The organism is Bradyrhizobium sp. Ken01 (assembly GCF_055807355.1).
This window is the reverse complement of the sequence record NZ_JBVVPC010000021.1, coordinates 97748-118715: the sequence shown is the minus strand read 5'-3', so window position 1 is coordinate 118715 and position 20968 is coordinate 97748. Positions and strand designations below refer to the sequence as shown.

19 protein-coding genes are annotated in these 20968 nt (G+C 65.1%); 12 read left to right on the top strand and 7 right to left on the bottom strand.

The annotated features are described in order from the left end of the window. Positions 1–106: 106 nt before the first annotated feature. Together AC0L3S_RS20830 and AC0L3S_RS20825 are read right to left on the bottom strand one after the other, a co-directional pair. Positions 107–1303 (bottom strand): acetyl-CoA C-acyltransferase, encoded by a 1197-nt coding sequence (locus AC0L3S_RS20830; protein ID WP_473280975.1) that lies wholly within the window; start codon positions 1301–1303, stop codon positions 107–109. Between the two features lie 264 nt (positions 1304–1567). Next, positions 1568–2338, bottom strand: coding sequence for an enoyl-CoA hydratase (locus tag AC0L3S_RS20825; RefSeq protein ID WP_473280973.1), 771 nt, complete (start codon positions 2336–2338; stop codon positions 1568–1570). Positions 2339–2492: 154 nt separating this feature from the next. On the opposite strand from AC0L3S_RS20825, the gene AC0L3S_RS20820 reads away from it, so the two are divergent. Next, complete coding sequence (locus AC0L3S_RS20820) at positions 2493–3032, top strand: PaaI family thioesterase (RefSeq protein ID WP_473280971.1); 540 nt, start codon at positions 2493–2495, stop codon at positions 3030–3032. 59 nt (positions 3033–3091) lie between these two features. Further along, the gene (locus tag AC0L3S_RS20815; RefSeq protein WP_473257424.1) at positions 3092–3712 is read left to right on the top strand and encodes a TetR/AcrR family transcriptional regulator; all 621 of its coding nucleotides are present in this window, start codon (positions 3092–3094) and stop codon (positions 3710–3712) included. A gap of 131 nt (positions 3713–3843) precedes the next feature. Here the strand turns inward: AC0L3S_RS20815 and AC0L3S_RS20810 are convergent, their stop codons facing one another. Next, the gene (locus AC0L3S_RS20810; RefSeq protein WP_473280968.1) at positions 3844–4758 is read right to left on the bottom strand and encodes a LysR family transcriptional regulator; all 915 of its coding nucleotides are present in this window, start codon (positions 4756–4758) and stop codon (positions 3844–3846) included. A gap of 101 nt (positions 4759–4859) precedes the next feature. Between AC0L3S_RS20810 and AC0L3S_RS20805 the strand changes: the two genes are divergently transcribed. The 8 genes from AC0L3S_RS20805 to AC0L3S_RS20770 all read left to right on the top strand — a co-directional run bounded on the left by AC0L3S_RS20805 (position 4860) and on the right by AC0L3S_RS20770 (position 14268). Further along, positions 4860–6356 (top strand): CoA-acylating methylmalonate-semialdehyde dehydrogenase, encoded by a 1497-nt coding sequence (locus tag AC0L3S_RS20805; protein ID WP_473280966.1) that lies wholly within the window; start codon positions 4860–4862, stop codon positions 6354–6356. 118 nt (positions 6357–6474) lie between these two features. Next, on the top strand, positions 6475–7620 hold the full coding sequence (locus AC0L3S_RS20800; RefSeq protein WP_473280964.1) for an isobutyryl-CoA dehydrogenase: 1146 nt from the start codon (positions 6475–6477) through the stop codon (positions 7618–7620). Then, entirely contained in the window at positions 7617–8684 is a 1068-nt protein-coding gene (locus tag AC0L3S_RS20795) for an enoyl-CoA hydratase/isomerase family protein (protein ID WP_473280962.1), read from the top strand. Before AC0L3S_RS20800 ends, AC0L3S_RS20795 begins: the two co-directional genes overlap by 4 nt. A 30-nt stretch (positions 8685–8714) precedes the next feature. Further along, on the top strand, positions 8715–9605 hold the full coding sequence (gene mmsB, locus AC0L3S_RS20790; protein ID WP_473280960.1) for a 3-hydroxyisobutyrate dehydrogenase: 891 nt from the start codon (positions 8715–8717) through the stop codon (positions 9603–9605). Next, on the top strand, positions 9605–11323 hold the full coding sequence (locus AC0L3S_RS20785) for an AMP-binding protein (protein ID WP_473280958.1): 1719 nt from the start codon (positions 9605–9607) through the stop codon (positions 11321–11323). Before mmsB ends, AC0L3S_RS20785 begins: the two co-directional genes overlap by 1 nt. Further along, positions 11324–11803 (top strand): MaoC family dehydratase, encoded by a 480-nt coding sequence (locus AC0L3S_RS20780; protein WP_473280956.1) that lies wholly within the window; start codon positions 11324–11326, stop codon positions 11801–11803. It begins immediately after the preceding gene. A 282-nt stretch (positions 11804–12085) separates the two neighbouring features. Continuing rightward, positions 12086–13003 (top strand): SDR family NAD(P)-dependent oxidoreductase, encoded by a 918-nt coding sequence (locus tag AC0L3S_RS20775; RefSeq protein ID WP_473280954.1) that lies wholly within the window; start codon positions 12086–12088, stop codon positions 13001–13003. Then, positions 13000–14268 (top strand): BaiN/RdsA family NAD(P)/FAD-dependent oxidoreductase, encoded by a 1269-nt coding sequence (locus AC0L3S_RS20770; protein ID WP_473280995.1) that lies wholly within the window; start codon positions 13000–13002, stop codon positions 14266–14268. The genes AC0L3S_RS20775 and AC0L3S_RS20770 overlap by 4 nt, the downstream gene beginning before the upstream one ends. Here AC0L3S_RS20770 and AC0L3S_RS20765 read toward each other — a convergent pair. Further along, complete coding sequence (locus AC0L3S_RS20765) at positions 14234–15451, bottom strand: MFS transporter (protein WP_473280952.1); 1218 nt, start codon at positions 15449–15451, stop codon at positions 14234–14236. The genes AC0L3S_RS20770 and AC0L3S_RS20765 overlap by 35 nt on opposite strands. A 91-nt stretch (positions 15452–15542) precedes the next feature. Between AC0L3S_RS20765 and AC0L3S_RS20760 the strand changes: the two genes are divergently transcribed. Next, positions 15543–16445 (top strand): LysR family transcriptional regulator, encoded by a 903-nt coding sequence (locus AC0L3S_RS20760; RefSeq protein ID WP_473280950.1) that lies wholly within the window; start codon positions 15543–15545, stop codon positions 16443–16445. On the opposite strand, the gene AC0L3S_RS20755 is transcribed toward AC0L3S_RS20760, so the two are convergent. The 3 genes from AC0L3S_RS20755 to AC0L3S_RS20745 form a co-directional block, all read right to left on the bottom strand. Next, on the bottom strand, positions 16446–17525 hold the full coding sequence (locus AC0L3S_RS20755; protein WP_473280948.1) for a D-TA family PLP-dependent enzyme: 1080 nt from the start codon (positions 17523–17525) through the stop codon (positions 16446–16448). It lies immediately after the preceding gene. Between the two features lie 64 nt (positions 17526–17589). Beyond that, complete coding sequence (locus tag AC0L3S_RS20750; RefSeq protein ID WP_473257398.1) at positions 17590–19395, bottom strand: ABC-F family ATP-binding cassette domain-containing protein; 1806 nt, start codon at positions 19393–19395, stop codon at positions 17590–17592. 8 nt (positions 19396–19403) lie between these two features. Beyond that, positions 19404–19901 (bottom strand): YaiI/YqxD family protein, encoded by a 498-nt coding sequence (locus tag AC0L3S_RS20745; RefSeq protein ID WP_007609125.1) that lies wholly within the window; start codon positions 19899–19901, stop codon positions 19404–19406. A gap of 141 nt (positions 19902–20042) precedes the next feature. Here AC0L3S_RS20745 and AC0L3S_RS20740 point away from each other — a divergent pair, with 141 nt between their 5' ends. Next, complete coding sequence (locus AC0L3S_RS20740; RefSeq protein WP_473280946.1) at positions 20043–20843, top strand: hypothetical protein; 801 nt, start codon at positions 20043–20045, stop codon at positions 20841–20843. The last annotated feature ends 125 nt before the right edge of the window (positions 20844–20968 follow it).

Sequence of the window (20968 nt, the reverse complement as noted above, 5' to 3'; positions counted from 1 at the left end):
CCTCAATCTTGATGGGCAGGATTTGAAACACCTGCGCGAGTTTGCAGAATGGCACGGGACGCGTCTGTCTGAAATGACAGAGTTCCCTCATTTCCGGACGTTTACGTCAGTGCTTCAGGCGCTCCACCGCGATCGCAGTGGCTTCGCCGCCGCCGATGCAGAGCGCCGCTACGCCGCGTTTGAGGTTTCGCGCCTCGAGCGCATGCAGCAGCGTCACGATCAGCCGTGCGCCGGTGGCGCCGATCGGATGGCCGAGCGCGCAGGCGCCGCCGTTGATGTTGAGCTTGTCACGGGAAATTCCGAGATCGCGCTGCGCCGCCATCGCCACCACGGCGAAGGCTTCGTTGATCTCGAACAGATCGACATCGCCGGCACTCCAGCCGACTTTGTCCAAGAGTTTGCGGATCGCCGGGATCGGCGCCGTGGTGAACCATTGCGGTTCCTGGCTGTGGGTGGCGTGGCCCTTGATCACGGCGAGAGCCGGCAGGCCGCTGCGATCGGCGAGTGAGCGCTTGGTCAGCACCAGCGCAGCGGCGCCATCGGCGTTGGCGGAGGAGGCCGCCGGCGTGATGGTGCCGTTGGCGCGGAACGCCGGCTTCAGCCCGGGGATTTTTGCGGGATCGACCTTCAGCGGATGCTCGTCATTGGCGACGGTGCGGGGACCTGCCTTCTCGCTCAGCGTGATCGGCGCGATCTCGGCCTTGAACGCACCGCCCTCGACCGCCTTGCGCGCACGGCTCAATGTTTCCATCGCATAGGCGTCCTGGTCCTTGCGGGTGAACTGATAGGCCTCTGCCGTCGCCTCGCCGAAATCGCCCATGGAGCGGCCGGTCTCGTAGGCATCTTCCAGCCCGTCCATCATCATGTGGTCGATGATGCGGTCATGGCCGGCGCGGTAGCCGCCGCGCGCCTTCGCCAGCAGATACGGCGCATTGCTCATGCTCTCCATGCCGCCGGAGACGACGATCTCGGCCGAGCCGGCGCGAATGATGTCGTGCGCCAGCATGGTCGCTTTCATGCCGGAGCCGCAGACCTTGTTCACGGTGGTCGCCCCAGTGGCGTCGGGCAGGCCGGCGGCACGCGCAGCCTGGCGCGCCGGGGCCTGGCCCTGGCCGGCGGGAAGGACGCAGCCCATGAAGACCTCGTCGACCTTCTCCGGCGCAACCTTGGCACGCTCGAGTGCCGCGCCGATCACGTGCGAACCGAGCTTGTGTGCGGGAAGCGGCGACAGCTCGCCCATGAAGCGGCCGAGCGGGCTACGGACGGCGGAGACGATGACGACGGGATCGGCGGCTTCTGCCATGGGGGAGACTCCCTACGATGTCGGACATGTAAGATTATGATCATCATATGATGCGGCGCAAAAAATGCAACTGCGTCCGGCATGAGAAAATCTTGTGGTTCGCATGAGATTTGGTCGTGCGAGCCGAAGAGTTGTCCCACAACTTGCTGTCATCGCCCGCGCAAGCGGGCGATCCAGTACGCCGAGGCGGTTGTGATTGAACCGATGGCGCGCGGAGTACTGGATGCCCGGCCTTCGCCGGGCATGACACCGTTGTTGGTGGCCCTATCGCTTCCGATTCACAAACGCGCCCATCAGCCGCGTCGGCTCGTCGGTCAGGAACGACTCGCCAAAGACCTTGACGCTCAGATTCACCGACTCCGTGAGCGGCAGTTCCTCCCACTGCCGCAGCAATGCCTTCTGCGACCGCAGCGCCTCGGGGCCGCATTCGAGCAGTGCCGTCACGAGATGCTCGACCTCGGCATCGAGCCCGCCCTCCGGCGCGACCTTGTCGACCAATCCCCAGGCCAGTGCCGTCGGCGCGTCGATGTTCTCCGCGGTCATCACCAGCCAGCGCGCGCGGGCCCAGCCGATCAGACGCGGCAGCAGCGCGGCATGGATCACCGAGGGAATGCCGACGCGCACCTCCGGCATGCCGAAATGCGCGTCATGCGCCGCGATCCGGAAATCGCAGGCGGCAGCGACTTCGAGCCCGCCGCCGAGGCACCAGCCGGGCATGCGCGCGATCATCGGGGCCGGAAAGGCGCGCACCACCTCGCAGAGGTCGCGCAGGCGGCTGATGAAGGCCTCGGCGGACTTCTGGTCGAGCCTGGCCATCTCCTTGATGTCGGCGCCGCCGATCATGCTCTTCTCGCTCTGGCCGCGCAGCACCACAACCCGGATGCTGCGGTCCGACGAGAGCTGCTGCAAGCCTTTGCGCACCGCTTCGGTGACGGGCGAGCCCAAAATGTTCAGCGAGCCGGCGTTGCAGATCGCGACATGAACGACGCCGCGCGCATCGCGCGTCACGCCGCAGTGGTTGTTGAGCATTTCCATGGTGGCATCTCGAAGGTTTCGTGGACTTGCGCGAGGGCGCGCCTGTCGGGATCACTTCCGGGCCGAAACGCCCGGCTTGTCAAGCGGGCGAGGAGGCAGTTGCCAGCGCGAAGTCCGCAGAATAGTATGATGAAAATCATACAAAGAGGCCGCGATGACCAACGTCGATCAACTCGACCTGTTTTCGCCCGCGCAGCGGCGCGAGCGGCTGGTGGAGTGGCAGGTGCCTGCGCCGGTTGCGAAAGTGGCGATGGGCCTGTCAGGCATGGATGCGATGCTGGGCATCCGCGACGGACGGTTGCCGCCGCCACCGTTTGCCAAGCTGATCGGCTTCGTCATGGCCGTGGTCGAGCCGGGCCGGATCGTCATGGAACTCGAGCCGCGTGAGGATCTCGAGAACACCATCGGGATCCTGCACGGAGCCGCAGCCGCCGCGCTGATCGACACCGCGATGGGATGTGCGATCTCGACCAGGCTGGAGTCCGGGCAGGGCTCCGTCACCCTCGATCTGAAAATGGCCTTCCTGCGACCGCTCTCGGTCCGGTCCGGGCTGATCGCCGCCGAAGGCAAGGTGATCAAGCTGGGACGCCAGACCAGCTACACCGAGGGCTTCGTCCGCGATGGTCAGGGGGCGCTTGCGGTGCACGCAACGGCGACCTTTTCCATGATCGGCAACAATTTTACCGGGAATTAATGCGCCGTCCGGCCGATATCCGTGTTATTAGATGACCTCCGACATCCAATGAGATCCGCATGCGCTATTCCCGGGAACACAAGCAGGAAACCCACGACCGTATCGTGAAGAAGGCCTCCGTGCGGCTGCGCGAAAAGGGCGCCCACGGCATTGGCGTCGCCGATCTCATGAAGGAGGCGGGCCTCACCCATGGCGGCTTCTACGCCCATTTCGACTCGCGCGAGGCGCTGGTGATCGAGGCGTTCGACTACGCCATGAATCGTTCGATGGAGCACTGGCGCAAGCAGTCCGACCAGGTCGCGCCGGAGAAGCAGCTCAGTCAGATCGTCGAGACCTATCTCTCCACGGTGCATCGCGACAACCCCGGTCACGGTTGCTCGATCCCCGCGCTCGGCGCCGAGATCGCCCGGGAGAGCCCGAAGACGCGAAAGGCCTTTGCCGGCAAGCTCGACGAGATGATCGAGATGATCACGGACTTCATCCCAAATCTGCCGCGCAAGGCCGCGCGCAAGCAGGCAATCGCGACCCTGGCGACCATGGCCGGCACCATGTTGCTGGCGCGCATCGCCGGCTCCAGCGAACTGTCGGACGAGGTGCTGAAGACGGGCAAGGACAGCGCGCTGGACGGCGCGCGGCGTGAGCCGAAGGCAACGGTGGCGAAGAAGCCGAAGCAGAGCTAGGCCGAGGTGCCGTTGAACGCGTATGGTGGGTTAGCCAAAGGCGTAACCCACCATGCTTTGGTGAGCGCTGGACGAAGTTGGTGGGTTACGCCGAGCAGATGCGCTTTGCGCATCTGCAGGGCTAACCCACCCTACGAAGTCCGCCCCGCAAACAGCGCCCGCTCGCGCTCCACGATCTCGGAAATATAATCCGCCACCGCGCGAATCCGCGCCAGATCTTTGCTGTCGGCGTGCATCAGCATCCAGAAGGTGCGGGTGATCGAGACCTCTTCCGCCAGCACCGCAATCAGCTGCGGATAGTCGGCCGCCATGAAGTGCGGCAGCACGGCGATACCGAAGCCTGCGAGCGTGGCATTGAGTTGCGCGATCAGATTGGCGCTGCGCAAGCGCGCGGAGATCTTCGGCGACACCTGCGGCAGATAGTCGAGCTCGGGCGTGAACAAGAGCTCCTCGATATAGCCGACGAAACGATGTTGCGGCAGGACCTCACGCGAGGTGATTTTCGGGAAGCGGTCGAGATAGTTGGGTGCGGCATAGAGTCCGAGTCGGTAGTCGAGCAGCTTGCGGCCGACGATGCGCCCTTCCTTCGGCATGGTGAGGCTGATGGCGATATCGGCCTCGCGCTTGGAGAGGCTGAACAGCCGCGCGGTGGCCACAAGTTGCAGGTCGAGATCGGGATACCGGTCCGCGAACGGCGCCAGTCGCGGCGCCAGGAACGCGGTCCCAAAGCCGTCGGGGGCGCCGATCCGTACCGTGCCGGTCAGCCGCGCCACGGAGCCACCGACCTGCTCCTGGTTGGCGACGATGGTCGATTCCATGGCTTCGGCGCTGTCGGCGACGCGCTGGCCGGCCTCTGTCAGCAGGTAGCCGGTCTTGCGCCGGTCAAAAAGCTTGGCCGAGAGGTGCTTCTCCAGCCGGTCGACACGGCGGATGACGGTGGCATGGTCGACGCCGAGCTGCTTTGCCGCAGCCGAGACCGAGCCGCCCCGCACGATGGCCAGCACGAAGCGGAAGTCGTCCCAGTCGATAGCGCCTTGATCCAGCATTTTCGCACATCTATGGTGCATTATCTCAGACTTGAATCCTATAAAATGCAGGTCGATAGGATTTGTCAAAGCGTTCAAGCTCGCCTCAAGGAGACCATTCCATGCGTTCAGTCGGACATTTCATTGGTGGCAAGGAGGTCAAGGGCACCTCGGGCCGCACCGCCGACGTTTTCGAGCCGATGACCGGTGACGTCCAGGCCAAGGTGGCGCTCGCGTCCAAGACCGAGGTCCGCGCTGCCGTGGAGAACGCCCGCGCCGCGCAGCCGGAATGGGCTGCGACCAACCCGCAGCGCCGCGCCCGCGTCATGATGAAGTTTGTCGAGCTGGTGCAGCGCGACTACGACAAGCTCGCCGAACTGCTCGCCCGCGAGCATGGCAAGACCGTTCCTGACGCCAAGGGCGACATCCAGCGCGGCCTCGAAGTCGCGGAATTCGCCTGCGGTATCCCGCATCTGATGAAGGGCGAATACACCGAAGGCGCCGGCCCCGGCATCGACATCTACTCGATGCGCCAGGCGCTCGGCGTCGTTGCCGGCATCACGCCGTTCAATTTCCCGGCGATGATCCCGATGTGGAAGTTCGCGCCCGCGATTGCCTGCGGCAACGCCTTCATCCTGAAGCCGTCGGAGCGCGATCCCGGCGTGCCGATGATGCTTGCCGAGCTGATGATCGAGGCGGGCCTGCCGGCCGGCATCCTCAATGTCGTCAACGGCGACAAGGAAGCGGTCGACGCCATCCTCGACGATCCCGATATCAAGGCCGTCGGTTTCGTCGGCTCCACGCCGATCGCGCAATACATCTACGAGCGCGCCGCGCAGACCGGCAAGCGCTGCCAGTGTTTTGGCGGCGCCAAGAACCACGCCATCATCATGCCCGACGCCGACATGGACCAGGCCGTCGACGCACTGATCGGCGCCGGCTATGGCTCGGCCGGCGAACGCTGCATGGCCGTGTCCGTCGCGGTCCCCGTCGGCAAGTCCACAGCCGACCGCTTGATGGAAAAGCTGGTCCCGCGCGTCGAGTCGCTCAAGATCGGCACTTCGATCGATCCCTCCGCCGATTACGGTCCGTTGGTGACGCGCGAGGCGGTCGAGAAGGTGAAGGGCTATATCGACATCGGCATCAAGGAAGGCGCGACGCTCGCCGTCGACGGTCGGGGCTTCAAGATGCAGGGCTACGAGAATGGCTTCTATCTCGGCGGCTCGCTGTTCGACAACGTCACCAAGGACATGCGGATCTATAAGGAAGAGATTTTTGGGCCTGTGCTCTCGGTCGTGCGTGCGCACGATTACAAGGAAGCGCTGGCGCTGCCGTCGGAGCATGATTACGGCAACGGCGTTGCGATCTTCACCCGCGACGGCGACGCCGCGCGCGACTTCGCGGCCAAGGTCAACGTCGGCATGGTCGGCATCAACGTGCCGATCCCGGTGCCGATCGCCTATTATACCTTCGGCGGTTGGAAGAAGTCGGGCTTCGGCGATCTCAACCAGCACGGCCCGGATTCGGTCCGCTTCTACACCAAGACCAAGACGGTGACCTCGCGCTGGCCGTCCGGCGTCAAGGAAGGCGCGGAGTTCTCGATCCCGCTGATGAAGTGATCCCGTCCGCCGTCATTGCGAGGAGCGCAGCGACGAAGCAATCCAGCATCTTTCCGCGGAGGCGGTCTGGATTGCTTCGCTTCGCTCGCAATGACGAGTAAAACATGAGCAGCCCATCATGCAGTTCGCTCTGAACGAGGATCAGATCGCGGTTCGCGAGATGGCGTTGGCGTTTGCGGCGGGAAAGATCGCGCCGCATGCGCTGCGTTGGGACGAGGAGAAGCATTTTCCCGTCGAGGTGATGCGCGAGGCAGCAGCGCTCGGCATGGGCGGCATCTACATCCGCGACGATGTCGGCGGCTCCGCCATGACGCGGTTCGATGCTGCGCTGATCTTCGAGGCGCTGGCGACCGGCTGTCCGACCACGTCGGCCTTCATCTCCATCCACAACATGGCGTCCTGGATGATCGATGCCTATGGCAGCGACACCCAGCGCCACACATGGTTGCCCAAGCTCTGCACCATGGAGCTGATTGCGAGCTACTGCCTGACGGAGCCCGGCGCCGGCTCGGACGCGGCAGCGCTCCGCACCCGTGCCGTGCGCGAGGGCGATCATTACGTCCTCAACGGCCAGAAGCAGTTCATCTCCGGCGCCGGCGGCACCGACCTGCTGGTCGCGATGGTGCGCACCGGTGGCGACGGTCCCGGCGGCATCTCGACGCTCGTGATTGACGGCAATACGCCGGGCGTCTCGTTCGGCGCCAACGAGCGCAAGATGGGCTGGAACGCGCAGCCGACCCGCGCCGTGATCTTCGAGAACGCACGCGTGCCGGTCGCCAATCGCTTGAGCGAGGAGGGCATTGGCTTCAAGATCGCGATGGCGGGCCTCGACGGCGGGCGTCTCAACATCACGGCCTGCTCGCTCGGCGGCGCGCAGACCGCACTCGACAAGGCGCGCGCCTACATGAAGGAGCGCAAGGCGTTTGGAAAGCGGCTCGACGAATTCCAGGCGCTGCAGTTTAAGCTAGCTGACATGGCGATCGAGTTAGAAGCTGCGCGCACCTTCTTGTGGCGGGCAGCGGCTGCACTCGACCGGAAAGATACGGACGCCACAATGCTCTGCGCGATGGCAAAACGCTTCGGCACCGACGTCGGCTTCGAGGTCGCCAACCAGTCGCTCCAGCTTCATGGCGGCTACGGCTATCTCAGCGAATACGGCATCGAGAAGATCGTGCGCGATTTGCGCGTGCACCAGATTCTCGAAGGCACCAATGAAATCATGCGGCTGATCGTGGCGCGCAAATTGATCGAGGGCGCCCGATGAGTGGTGTGGAGGAGGGCGATCTCGTCGCACGGGTCGAGGGCGCCGCCGGCATTATCAGGCTCAATCGTCCGAAGGCGATCAATGCCGTGACGCTGGAGATGTTTCGGGACATCGATAAGGCGCTCGACCGTTTTGAGGCCGATCCAGCCGTTGCCGTGATCGTGCTGGAAGGTGCCGGCGAGCGCGGCCTGTGCGCCGGCGGCGACATCCGCGCGCTCTGGGAGAGCTCCAAGGTCGACGGCGATCTCGGCAAGATCCTGTGGCGGGAAGAGTACATCCTCAACGCGCGGATCAAGAAATTCCCAAAACCCTATGTCGCCTTCATGGACGGCATCGTGATGGGCGGCGGCGTCGGGCTTTCGGCACATGCGAGCCATCGAATCGTGACTGACCGCACCAGGCTTGCGATGCCCGAGGTCGGGCTCGGTTTCTTCCCGGATGTGGGCGGCACCTTTCTATTGTCGCGCTCGCCCGGTGAGATCGGCACTTATTTCGGCCTGACCGGCCAGACCATGAACGGCCCCGACGCGATTCACGCGAAATTCGCCGACGCTGTGGTGCCGGCGGCCAAATGGCCGGGGCTGCGCGAGGCGCTGACCAAGGTTCGCCAGGGCGTGACCGCGGCCGATGTGAGCAAGCTCATCAACGGTTTTGCGACTGGAGAAGCCGCGGGACCGGTGGCTGCAAAAGAGCCGATCATCGATGCACTGTTCGGCTTCGACCGCATGGAAGACATCTTTGCCGCGCTCAAGCGCGACGGTTCCGAGTTCGCGCTGGCGACGTTGAAGACGCTCAACGAAAAATCGCCGCGTGGCATGGTGGTGACGCTCAAGCTGCTACGGCTCGCGCGTACCGCGTCGAGCCTGGAAGAGTGCCTGGTGCGCGAATATCGCGCTGCGCTGGAAGTCTTCCGCAGCGACGACTTTCGCGAAGGCGTACGGGCCGCCGTGATCGACAAGGACCGCAATCCGACGTGGTCGCCGTCGCGGATCGAGGACGTCGCGCCGGACATGCTTGCGCGGTATCTCGCCGAGATCGGCGCCGACGAATTGAAGTTCAACTAATCAACGAAGCGTTCAGCGGAGGAAATGAAGATGGCCACGATCGCATTCATCGGTCTCGGCAACATGGGCGGCCCCATGGCCGCCAATCTGGTCAAGGCCGGCCACAAGGTCGTCGCTTTCGACCTCGCCGAGGCCTCCCGCAACCAGGCCAAGGCCGATGGCGCGGGCATCGCCGAGAGCGCGGCAGGCGCCGTGAAGGGCGCCGATGTCGTTGTCACCATGCTGCCGGCCGGCAAGCATGTGCTCGGCGTGTGGGGCGAGGTCGTTCCTGTCATGACCAAGGGCGCGCTGATCATCGATAGTTCCACCATCGACGTCGAGAGCGCGCGCCAGGCGCATGTGCTGGCGGCCAAGCACGGCGTGCTTTCGGTCGACGCGCCGGTCTCCGGCGGCACCGGCGGCGCCAAGGGCGCGACGCTCACCTTCATGTGCGGCGGCGAGGACAACGCGTTCGCAGCGGCAAAGCCCGTGCTGGAGAACATGGGCAAGAAGATCGTGCATTGCGGCGGTGCCGGCGCGGGCCAGGCGGCAAAAATCTGCAACAACATGATCCTCGGCATTTCCATGATCGCGGTGAGCGAGGCGTTTGCGTTGGCCGAGAAGCTCGGGCTCTCGCACCAGGCGCTGTTCGACGTCGCTTCGACCTCGTCGGGCCAGTGCTGGTCGCTGACGACCTATTGCCCGGTGCCCGGGCCAGTGCCGACCTCGCCTGCCAACAACGATTACAAGCCGGGTTTTGCCTCGGCGCTGATGGTGAAGGATCTGACGCTGGCGCAGGACGCCGCCAAGGCCGCGGGCGCGGCAACGCCGCTCGGCAAACATGCGCAGGAGATCTATCAGTCATTCGACGCAGCCGGCCAGGGCGGGGTGGATTTTTCCGGAATTATCAAGCACGTTAGGGGGCTGGCCGGGAAAGCTTGATGACGACATTTCAGGAAGCGCGCGCGTTTCTGCTTCATAACCGCACGGACTACGAGACAGCGGTCAAGGACTTCCGCTGGCCCGATCCGGTTCCGTTCAACTGGGCGCTCGACTGGTTCGACGCCGAGCTGGCGGCGAATGCGGACAGCAAGGATCGTCCTGCGCTCTGGATCGTCGATGCCGCGCAGGACCGGCAGACCAAGCTCTCGTTCGGGGCGTTGTCGCGCCGCTCCAACCAGGTCGCGAACTTCCTCCGCGCGCAGGGCCTCAAGCGCGGCGACCATCTCCTGCTGCTGCTCGGCAATGTCGTTCCGCTGTGGGAGACGATGCTGGCCGCGATCAAGCTCGGCGTCGTCGTGATTCCCGCGACAACGCTGCTCACCGCCGACGAGCTGCGCGACCGGCTCGATCGCGGCAAGGCGAAGGCGGTGGTGGCAGCGCAGGACCAGGTTGCGAAGTTCGCAAGCCTTGGCGCCGACAATATCGTCCGCATCGTCGTGGGCGAGGCCTCCGATGGCTGGCTTTCCTATGATGAGGCGGCAATGGCGTCGGAGAGCTTTGCAGCCGACGGTCCGACCAACGCCGACGATCCGATGCTGCTCTATTTCACCTCGGGCACTACGGCAAAGCCAAAGTTGGTGCGGCACAGCCAGCGCAGTTATCCCGTCGGCCATCTCTCGACCATGTACTGGATCGGGCTAAAGCCGGGTGACGTCCATCTCAACATCTCTTCGCCCGGCTGGGCCAAGCACGCCTGGAGCTGCTTCTTCGCGCCGTGGAATGCGGGCGCGACCGTGTTCGTGGTCAACCAGCCGCGCTTCGATGCCAAGGGCCTGCTTGCCACCATCGGCCGCTGCGGCGTCACCACGCTGTGCGCGCCGCCGACGGTGTGGCGGCTGTTCATCCAGGAGAATTTGGCGTCGTTCAAGGTGGCCTTGCGCGAGGTCTGCGGCGCCGGCGAGCCGCTCAATCCTGAGGTGATCGACCAGGTGCAGGCCGCCTGGGGCCTCACCATCCGCGATGGTTACGGGCAGACGGAAACGACGGCGCTCGCCGGCAACTCGCCGGGGCAAAAGATCAAGATCGGCTCGATGGGCCGGCCGCTGCCGGGCTATCGCGTGCAAGTCAGCGACGCCGATGGTCATCCGGCCAAGGAGGGCGAGGTGGCTCTGGTGCTCGGCGAAAACCGCCCCGCCGGCCTAATGCAGGGCTATCAGGGCGACGACGGCGGACTATCCGGCGCCGAAGGCGAACTCTATCGCAGCGGCGACGTCGTGTTCGAAGACGACGATGGCTATCTCACCTTCGTCGGCCGGTCCGACGACGTGTTCAAATCCTCCGACTATCGCATCAGCCCGTTCGAGCTCGAGAGCGTGTTGCTCGAGCACGAGCTCGTCGCGGAAGCCGCCGTCGTGCCAAGCCCGGATCCGATCCGGCTCGCGATTCCCAAGGCGTTTGTGCTGCTGACATCCGGCGCGGAGCGCTCGCCGGAAACCGCGCTCTCCATCTTCAAGCACCTCCACACGCGTCTTGCGCCGTTCAAGCGCATCCGCCGCCTCGAAATCGTCACGGAGCTGCCGAAGACGATCTCGGGAAAGATCCGCCGCGTTCAGCTCAGACGTCTCGAGCGCGACGACGATCGCAACGATCCCCTGCGCGGCCGGGAATTCCGCGAAGAGGATTTTCCGGAGCTGTCGAAAACACGGAGCGAGACTTAAGTGAACGAAATCTGGAAGAAGCCGCCGATTGCGCTGGAGGCCTATCAGGCCATGGTCGGCAAGGAGATCGGGGTGTCGTCGTGGCACCTGGTCGATCAGCCCCGCATCGACACCTATGCCGACGTGATCGAAGATCATCAGTTCATCCATGTCGATCCGGAGCGTGCGAAGAAGGAGACGGCGTTCGGCGCCACGATCGCACACGGATTCCTGACGATGTCGCTGCTGTCGATCATGTCCTACGAGGTGATGCCCGTCATCGCGGGCACCACGATGGGGGTCAATTACGGTTTCGACAAGCTGCGCTTCATCTCGCCGGTGCGCTCGGGCAAGCGCGTTCGCGGCCGTTTCGTGCTGGCGGAAGCCAAGCTGCGCAAGCCTAATGAATTGCAGTCCCGCACCAACGTCACTGTGGAGATCGAAGGCGAGGACAAGCCCGCGCTGGTCGCAGACTGGCTCGGGTTGATCTATTTCGCCTGACGCTAACAGTTTTTGCCGGGCTTGACCCGGCTCCCCAACGCTGCTCAAAAGTTGTCCAAATCGGTGCGCTCGACCCCTCTCCCCTTGTGGGAGAGGGTGCCTCGCGGAACGCGAGGCGGGTGAGGGGTCTCTCTCCGCGAGCACATCCGTTGTGAGAGACCCCTCATCCGGCGCCGTAGCCAACGCTACGCGTTGGCGTTTTAACCAGGAACGGCGGCCGTTGGCCGCCTATGCCACCTTCCCCCACAAGGGGAGAAGGAAGAAGAAGCAGGAACTGCACTCATGGCAATCAGGTTCGACGGACGCGTCGCCATCGTCACCGGCGCGGGCAATGGTCTCGGTAAGGCGCATGCGCTGGGATTGGCGAGCCGCGGCGCCAAGGTCGTGGTCAACGATTTCGGCGGCGCGCGCGACGGCAGCGGCGGCTCGCTGTCGCCGGCGGAAGCCGTGGTCGAGGAGATCCGTAAAGCGGGCGGCACCGCCATGGCAGATGGCGCCGACGTCTCCAATTTCGAGCAGGTCACGGCGATGGTCGAGCGCGCCACCAAGGAGTGGGGCAGCGTGGACCTCTTGTGTGCCAATGCCGGCATTTTGCGCGACAAGTCGTTTGGCAAGATGGAAGCGGCCGATTTCCAGAAGGTGCTCGACGTGCACCTCGTCGGCACCTTTTATTGCTGCAAGGCGGCCTGGGTCGGCATGCGCGATCGCAACTATGGCCGCATCGTGCTGACGACGTCGTCCTCCGGCCTCTACGGTAATTTCGGCCAGGCCAATTACGGTGCGGCCAAATCCGGCATGGTTGGCCTGATGAACGTGCTGGCGGAAGAGGGCCGCAAGACCGACATCCGCGTCAACATCATCTCGCCGACGGCGGCAACCCGCATGACGGAAGAGCTGCTGCCGCCGCAGGCGCTGCAGTTGATGAAGCCGAACGCGATCACGCCCGCGGTCGAGTACATGCTGAGCGAGGACGCGCCGACCCGTACCATCATGGGCGCCGGCGCCGGTTCCTTCGCGGTGATCAAGATTGTCGAGAGCGAAGGCATCAACCTGCCGGAGTCCGAGTGGACGCCGGACGCGGTCGCGGAGCATTTCGCCGAGATCAGCGACATGTCGAAGGCGAAGGCGCTGCAGGGGGCTTTCGAGCAGACGCAGAAATACGTGGCGCAGGCCGCTGCGCGTGCCGGGGTAAAACTCTGACAGCCGTCGCCGTCATTGGCGACGGCCCTGCCGGGCTGATGGCGGCAGAGGTGCTCGCGCGAGCCGGTGCTCGCGTCACCGTCTACGACGCGATGCCGTCCGCGGGCCGCAAATTCCTGATGGCCGGCCGCGGCGGGCTCAATCTCACCCACAGCGAACCGCTGCCGCAGTTCATCACACGCTACCGTGAGGCGGCGCAGAGGTTGCAAGCGGCGATCGAAGCGTTCCCGCCTGACGCGCTGCGCGCGTGGAGCGAGGCGCTGGGCGAGCCGACCTTTGTCGGCTCCAGCGGGCGTGTGTTTCCGAAGGCGTTCAAGGCCTCACCCCTGCTGCGGGCCTGGCTACGACGGCTCGATGCCGCGGGCGTGCGCTTTGCGTTTCGCCAGCGCTGGATGGGCTGGGACGGGGACGGACGACTGGTCTTTGACACACTGGGCGGCGGCGCCACCATCGCCGCGGATGCGACAGTGCTGGCACTCGGCGGCGCCAGCTGGCCGCGACTAGGCTCCGATGGCGGCTGGACGACGATCCTGGCCGACAAAGGCGTTGCGATCTCGCCGCTGCGGCCAGCGAACTCCGGCTTCACCGTGGCATGGTCCGAAATCTTCCGCGCGCGCTTCGAAGGCCAACCGCTCAAGGGCATCACGCTGTCCTTCGGCCCGCACCGTGCGCGCGGCGAGGCGATGATCACAAGCGGCGGGATCGAGGGCGGGGCGATCTATGCGTTGTCGGCCGAACTGCGCGAGGCGATCGCGGCGAACGGCGAAGCGGTCCTGCAGGTCGGTTTGCGGCCGGATATCGATCATGGCGAACTCGTCAAGCGCCTGTCCGCTTCGCGCGGCAAGCAATCGTTCTCCAACTTCCTGCGCAAGGCTGCGCAGCTGCCGCCCGTTGCGGTCGGGCTGTTGCAGGAAGCCGCCATCGGTGCTCGCCAATCGTTGTCGGCAATGTCGGCTGAACGATTGGCCGAGCTCATCAACGCGGTGCCAATCAAGCTCACGGGCGTCGCGCCAATCGCGCGCGCGATCTCCAGCGCCGGCGGGATTTCCTTCGATGAACTCGACTCGGACTTCATGATCCGCAAGCTGCCGGGCGTGTTTGCAGCCGGTGAGATGCTGGACTGGGAGGCACCGACGGGTGGCTATTTGCTCCAGGCCTCGTTCGCGACGGGGGCTGCGGCGGCCAGGGGCGTGTTGCGACGGCTCGCCCACTTGCGCCCTGACCATCCCATCAGGATGTCCCGGTCCGGGTTGCGAGATCCGTGAGGAGGCCGAGCACGCCGAAGCTTGCGGCGACTGCGCAGACCATCGTCCAGCCGCCAAAACTCCAGGCCAGCGATGCCGCCGCCGCGCCGATGCCACCGCCAATGAAGAACAGCGCGACGAACAGGCCGTTCATGCGACCGCGGGCCTCGGGGCGCAACAGGTTGATGGCGCGGCGGCCCAGCGTCTGGTCGGTGGTGATGCCGACGTCAAGCAGGACCGTGCCGAGGCTCAGGACCAGCAGACTGGTGATCTGGGAGTCCAGCATGCCCGCCCAAGCGCAGAGCGCGAGCGAGCCGATGATGAGCAGATGTGCGGCAAAGAACATCGGCCGCGCCCGGCCCTTGTCGCCCCAGCGGCCGGCCATCGGTGTCGCCGCGGCGCACGCTACGCCGATCAGTGCGAAAGCGGCAACTCCCTTGGCGTCGAGCTCGAACGGCGCCTCCGGCAGCCGCAGCGCCACCGCCGACCAGAACGCCGTGAAGGAGGCCATGACAAGCGATGCGGTCCAGGCCCGCACGCGTAGCACGGGCTCTTCGCGCAGTAGTCTTGGAAAGGACAGCAGCAAGTCGGTGTAGCTCGCACGTGCCGTCGGTTGAAGGGTTGGAAGATAACGGGCGAGTGTGCAGGCAAGCAGGGCCATCATAGCGGCCGAGACGGCGTAGTAGGCGCGCCAGCTCCAGAGATCAGCGATCAGGCTCGCCGCAGGTCGCGACAACAGGATGCCGATCATCAATCCGCCCATCACCTCGCCGATGGCTTGGCCGCGGCGATCCGGCGCCACCATCGATGCGACCAGCGGAACCATCATCTGGATCGCCGCGCAGCAGGCGCCGAGGATGAAAGTGGCGAGCAACAGGAGCGAGGGCGTCGGCGCGAGCGCCGTCGCGAGAGCGGCGAGGATCGCGCAGCCGAGCGTTCGGAGGATGACAAGCCGGTTCTCGACCAGATCGACCAGGGGCACGAGCAGCAGCAGGCCGAGTGCGTAGCCGAGCAAGGTCAGCGTGCTGATCAGGCCCGCCTGCCACGCGGGCATCGACATTGACCGGCCGATCAGGCCGAGCAGGATCTGCGGCGCGAACAAATTGGTGACGACAACACCGGCCGTGATTGCGCCGAGCCAGATCAGCGACCGCTCGGCGAGCTGGTTTCGGGACGCAGGCCTGGTGGTTTCGGAGACAGTCATGGGACCTCGCAGCTGTGGCGCGGGACCCTTTAAGCGGGGACATCAATATGCTACAATTCAAATAAGCCTATAATTAATATGCGAGTTTGTTATGAATACCCATGACCTTGTTGCTTTCGTCGCCGTGGTCGAGACCGGATCGGTCGTCGCAGCTTCGGCGCGTCTCAATCTCACCCAGCCCGGCGTGACCCGACGTATCCAGAATCTCGAGGAGATGCTGGGGGCGCAGCTTCTGGACCGGCTCTCGAAGCCCCTGAAGCCGACGGCGGCGGGCCATGAGGCCTACGAGCAGGGCAGGCGCCTGCTCAGGATGCTGGACGACCTCAAGTCGGGCGTCGCCAACGACGGAATGGTCCGCGGCGAGTTCAGGCTCGGCCTGACGCCGTTTCTCTCGGAGGCAGGCCTGACCGCACCACTCGATGCGGTGCGCGCCGAATTTCCCGCGCTGGCGGTGCGGGTGGTCTCCGGTTGGTCGCCGAACCAGCTCGAGCGTGTCTGCCGCAACGAGCTCGATGCAGCCGCGATCTGTCTCCCCGACGGTGCAGTGCCGCCCGCCGATCTCGCGGCCGACGATCTCGGCGCGCAGCCCGTCGTCTTCGTCGTCGCTCGTGAGATGAAGATCCCGCGGACCGTCGACATGGAACGGCTGTCCCAACTGTCGTGGGTGATCAACCAGGATGGCTGTGGATTTCGCGATACGCTGAAACGAAAATTCGATGCCTCGCATCTGCCGTTCAACATCGCCGTCGAGGCGCTGGACAGCGAGCTTCGCCTGTCGCTGGTGTCGCGCGGCCTCGGCGTCGGGCTGGTCACCCCGATCGCCCTGAAACGCAGCGCATTTCGCGACAGGCTCAAGCCGGTCGCTGCGCGCGACTTCAAACCCGCCGTCCGCGCATGGGTGGTGCATCGCGCCCCGGCCGGTCGGCTGGAGCGGCCGATCAAACTCTTCCGCGATGGTCTGGTCCGGGAACTCCAGGCGCTGGTCGGGGGCTAGCTACCGCAGCTTCCCCCGTGCCGCCACCGGCAGCGTGCCGATGATCTCCTCGCCGCGCACCATCACGACTTCGTCCATCATGTTGACGACGACGCAGACGTGATTAGGCACGATGCGGACCACGTCGCCGACATTGGGCCGGGTGTTGCTGCGGGAGAGGTCGAGGAAGCCGTGCTCTTCGGCGAAGCGTGCGATCTTCGCTTCGGGGTGCTCCAGGATGAGGCCGTGGCCGTCGAGGCCGCCGGTGTCGGTCGTCAGCGTCTTAGAGCCGGCGTCCAGAATGCCGCGCTCAGGTGCAGCGCGGCTCACCACGGTCGAATAGATGTGCAGCGCGCAGTCGTCCCAGGTGGCGGAGCCGGCGGCGACCTGCATGCGGTCGTTGTAGATGTAGGTGCCGAAGCGGTGCTCGGTGCCGCCCTTGAGCTTACCGATATTCTTCAGGTTCGGCGTTCCGCCGGTCGAGACGATTTTTGCATCCAGCCCGTGCGCGCGCACGCCAGCCAGAGCTTCGTCATAGAATTTTTGCGCGTCCGCCCAGCCAGTCTCGGTCGGATACATCATGAAGCCGGCGAACTCGAGCCCTTGGGACGCGGCGATTTCGCGCGCTAACGCGATTGCCTCGACGGGCGTCTCGACGCCGGCGCGCTTGCGGCCGGTATCGCATTCGACCACGACCGACAGCGGTCGGCCCGAGGCCGCGGCGGCCTTGGGCAGGCCGGCAACGACGGTCGAATTGTCGGCGGCGACCGTCATGTTGGCCTTCGCCTGCAGCGCCCCTAAGCGCGCCATCTTCTCTTCGCCGAGCAGATTGTAGCTGATCAGGATGTCGTCGATCCCGGCATTGACCATGATCTCGGCTTCACCGAGCTTCTGGCAGGTGATGCCCTTCGCGCCGGCCGCGATCTGCATCTTGGCGATCGTCGGGTTCTTGTGCGTCTTGATGTGGGGACGGTTGGCGATCCCGGAGTCATCGCAGGCCTTCTGAATCCGGGCGATGTTGCGCTCGACCTTGTCCATGTCGATGACGGCACAGGGGGTGCCGTACTCACGGGCGATCTTGGCGGCAAGGGTCGTTGTCATGGAAGTCTCTGAGTTGGCGCGCATTCCGTTTGCAAAAGCGGTGCCCACTTTTGCGAAATGCACGCTAGGCCTGTTCAATCTCTTCGCGCCGCACTTCTAGCTCCAGCCATTTGTCTTCGGCCTCGGCCAGCTCCTTTTGCGCCTTCGTCAGAGCGTCGGAGGCCTGGTCGAAGCGCTTGCGATCCTTGCGGAAGAGATCGGGGTCGTCAAGGAAGCGCTGCTGCTTGGCGATCTCGGCCTGCAGCTTGGCGATGGTCTTGGGCAGCGTCTCCAGCGCGTGTTGCTCGTTGAAGGTCAGCCGTCGTCTCGCGACGCCGGAAGGCGCGGCTGATCGCTGTTCTCTCGTCTCTTCGACGGCCTTCGCTGTCGCGCGCTTCACGTCGGCGCCGCGCTGGGCCAGCATGTCGGTATAACCGCCGGCATATTCGAGCCAGCGTCCGTTGCCCTCGGGCACGATCACGGACGTCACCACGCGGTCGAGAAAATCGCGATCGTGGCTGATCAGGATCACGGTGCCCTCGTAGTCGCTGAGCATTTCCTCGAGGACGTCGAGGGTCTCGAGGTCGAGGTCGTTGGTCGGCTCGTCCAGCACCAGGAGGTTGGAGGGCTTCGCCAGCGCGCGCGCCAGCATCAGCCGGCCGCGCTCGCCGCCCGACAGCACCTCCAGCGGCGTGCGCATCTGTTCCTGGGCGAACAGGAAGTCTTTCATGTAGCTGACGACATGCTTCGGCTTGCCGCCGACCATGACATGGTCGCCGCGGCCGCCGGTGAGCGCCTCGGCCAGCGTCGTCTTGGGATCGAGACTTTCCCGATGCTGGTCGAGCGTCGCCATCTCGATGTTGGCACCGAGCCGTATGCTGCCGCTGTCCGGTGCGCTGCCGCCGGTCAGCATCTCGATCAACGTGGTCTTGCCGGCGCCGTTCGGGCCGACGATGCCGATGCGGTCGCCGCGCTGGACGCGGATCGAGAAGCCGTCGACGATCTTTCGCTCGCCATAGGACCGGCTGATATTCTTGGCCTCAATGACGAGCTTGCCGGATTTGTCGGCTTCGGCAGCCGCGAGGTTGGCGTTGCCCGTCGCGCCGCGATGCGTGCGGCGCTGGTCGCGCAGTGCGTGGAGATTGCCGAGCCGCTTGACGTTGCGCTTGCGGCGGCCCGAGACGCCGTAACGCAACCAGTGCTCCTCGTTGACGATCTTGCGGTCAAGCTTGTGCTGGTCGCGCTCTTCCTCCGCGAGCACCTCGTCGCGCCAGGCCTCGAAGGCGCTGAAGCCGCGGTCGATCTGCCGGATCTGACCGCGGTCGAGCCAGGCGGTGCTGCGCGAGAGATTGCCGAGGAAGCGCCGATCGTGGCTGATGATCACCAGCGCGCAGCGGCGGCTTTCCAGTTCGCTCTCCAACCATTCGATGGTCGGAAGATCCAGATGGTTGGTCGGCTCGTCCAGCAACAGGATATCGGGCGAGGGCGCCAGCACGCGCGCCAGCGCGGCACGGCGCGCTTCGCCGCCGGAGACATGTGCCGGATCTTCTTCGCCGCTGAGACCGAGCTGCTCGACCAGATAGCGCGCCTGATAATGGTCGTCGCCGGCATTGAGGCCGGCCTCGACATAGGCCAGCGTGGTGGAGAAACCGGAAAAATCCGGCTCCTGCGGCAGGTAGCGAATGGTGGCGCCGGGCTGCACGAAACGGCTGCCGCCATCCGGTTCGACCAGGCCGGCGGCGATCTTGAGCAGCGTCGATTTGCCGGAACCGTTGCGGCCGATCAGGCAGACGCGCTCGCCGGTCGAAACCGACAGTTCGACGCCCGCCAGGAGCGGTGTGCCGCCAAAGGTCAGCTTGATATCGCGCAGTTGAATCAGCGGTGGCGCCATGCGGTGTCTCAGTCCTGTCTTGTTGCGGCCTGATCGGCGCGGCGGCGCTGGATGCGGCGGATGGTCTGGTCGAGCGTCGACAGAAACGTCGAGCGGTCGCGCGGTGAATACGATTTCGGACCGCCGGTGACTTCGCCGGCCGAGCGCAAATCGGTCATCAGGTTGCGGACCGCTAGCGTCATCCCGATCGATTCCTCGGTGAACGCCTTGCCGTTGGATGCAATCACATCGGCGCCGGCCTTCACGCAGCGGCTCGCGAGTGGAATATCCGAGGTAATGACGATATCGCCGGGCCCGGCGCGTTCCGCGATCCAGTCATCGGCCGCGTCCATGCCGGCACCCGCGGCGACCCGCTCGATCAGCGGATCCTGGGGCACGCGGATGAAGTTGCCCGCGACCACGCTCACGGGCAGGCCGTGCCTTCCGGCGACGCGATAGATCTCGTCCTTCACCGGACAGGCGTCGGCGTCGACATAGATGCGGGTGGTGTTTTGAGGGTTCGTCATTGTCCGTAGATGGGGCTTGCGAAGCGGTTTCGCAGCAGCCGCGTGGTACCCCATTCGGGCCGCAAAGGCGAGGGGATTGACCCCGGTTCCTCAGGGCCTACGATCGGCCCGAAACAACAAGAATTTGGGGAAAGCCAAGCCATGCCGAACCGGCTCGAAACCTATCGCGTCGAGGCCTACAACACGGCCAAGCAGTCCGAAAACAAGATGCATGACGACAATGTGGCGCGCCGCTTCGGCTTTTCCGGCGGGCTGGTCCCCGGCGTCGACGTCTTCGCCTACATGATGCATGTGCCGGTGGCGCGCTGGGGTCGCGATTTCCTGTCGCGCGGGCTGATCGAGGCGCGTTTCATCAAGCCGGTCTATGACGGCGAGATCGCCGATGTCGATGCGACCGAACACAACGGCCTGCTCACCATCGAGGTGTTCAGCCGCACCGAGCTCTGCGCGACGGGGACGGCGTCGTTGCCGGCGACTGCGACTGCAGTGTCGTTGAGCGACTACGTTGATGTCCCCGCGGTTGCCGAGCGCAAACCGGTGAGCCCGGCAACATTCGACACCGGTAAATGGTTCGGCACGACGCCGCGCCGCTGGGCCGGGCAGGAAGCGGCCGACTATCTCGCCGACATCCGTGAGGCCGATCAGATCTTCGCGGGCGAGGGGCTCGGCCACCCCGGACTGATTCAGCGCGTGATGAACCGCGTGCTGGTGGACAACACGATCCTCGGCCCCTGGATCCATGTCGGCAGCCGCATGCAATTGCTGTCGGCCGCACGCGCCGGTGACGAGATCACCGCGCGGGCAAAAGTCACCGCGAATTACGAGAAGAAGGGCCACCGCTTCGTCGAGCTCGACGCGCTGGTGGTCGCCAACGGCACGACGCCGCTGGCGCACTGCCAGCACACCGCGATCTACCAGCCGCGCGAGCAGGCGGCGGCGTAGGCGCGGGCGGAGAGAGGCAAGTACACCGCTCCAAGCTCGGTGTCATGCCCCGCGAAGGCGGGGCATCCAGTACGCCGGGGCTTCTCCGTGAATCACTGCTGCCTCGGAGTACTGGATCGCCCGGT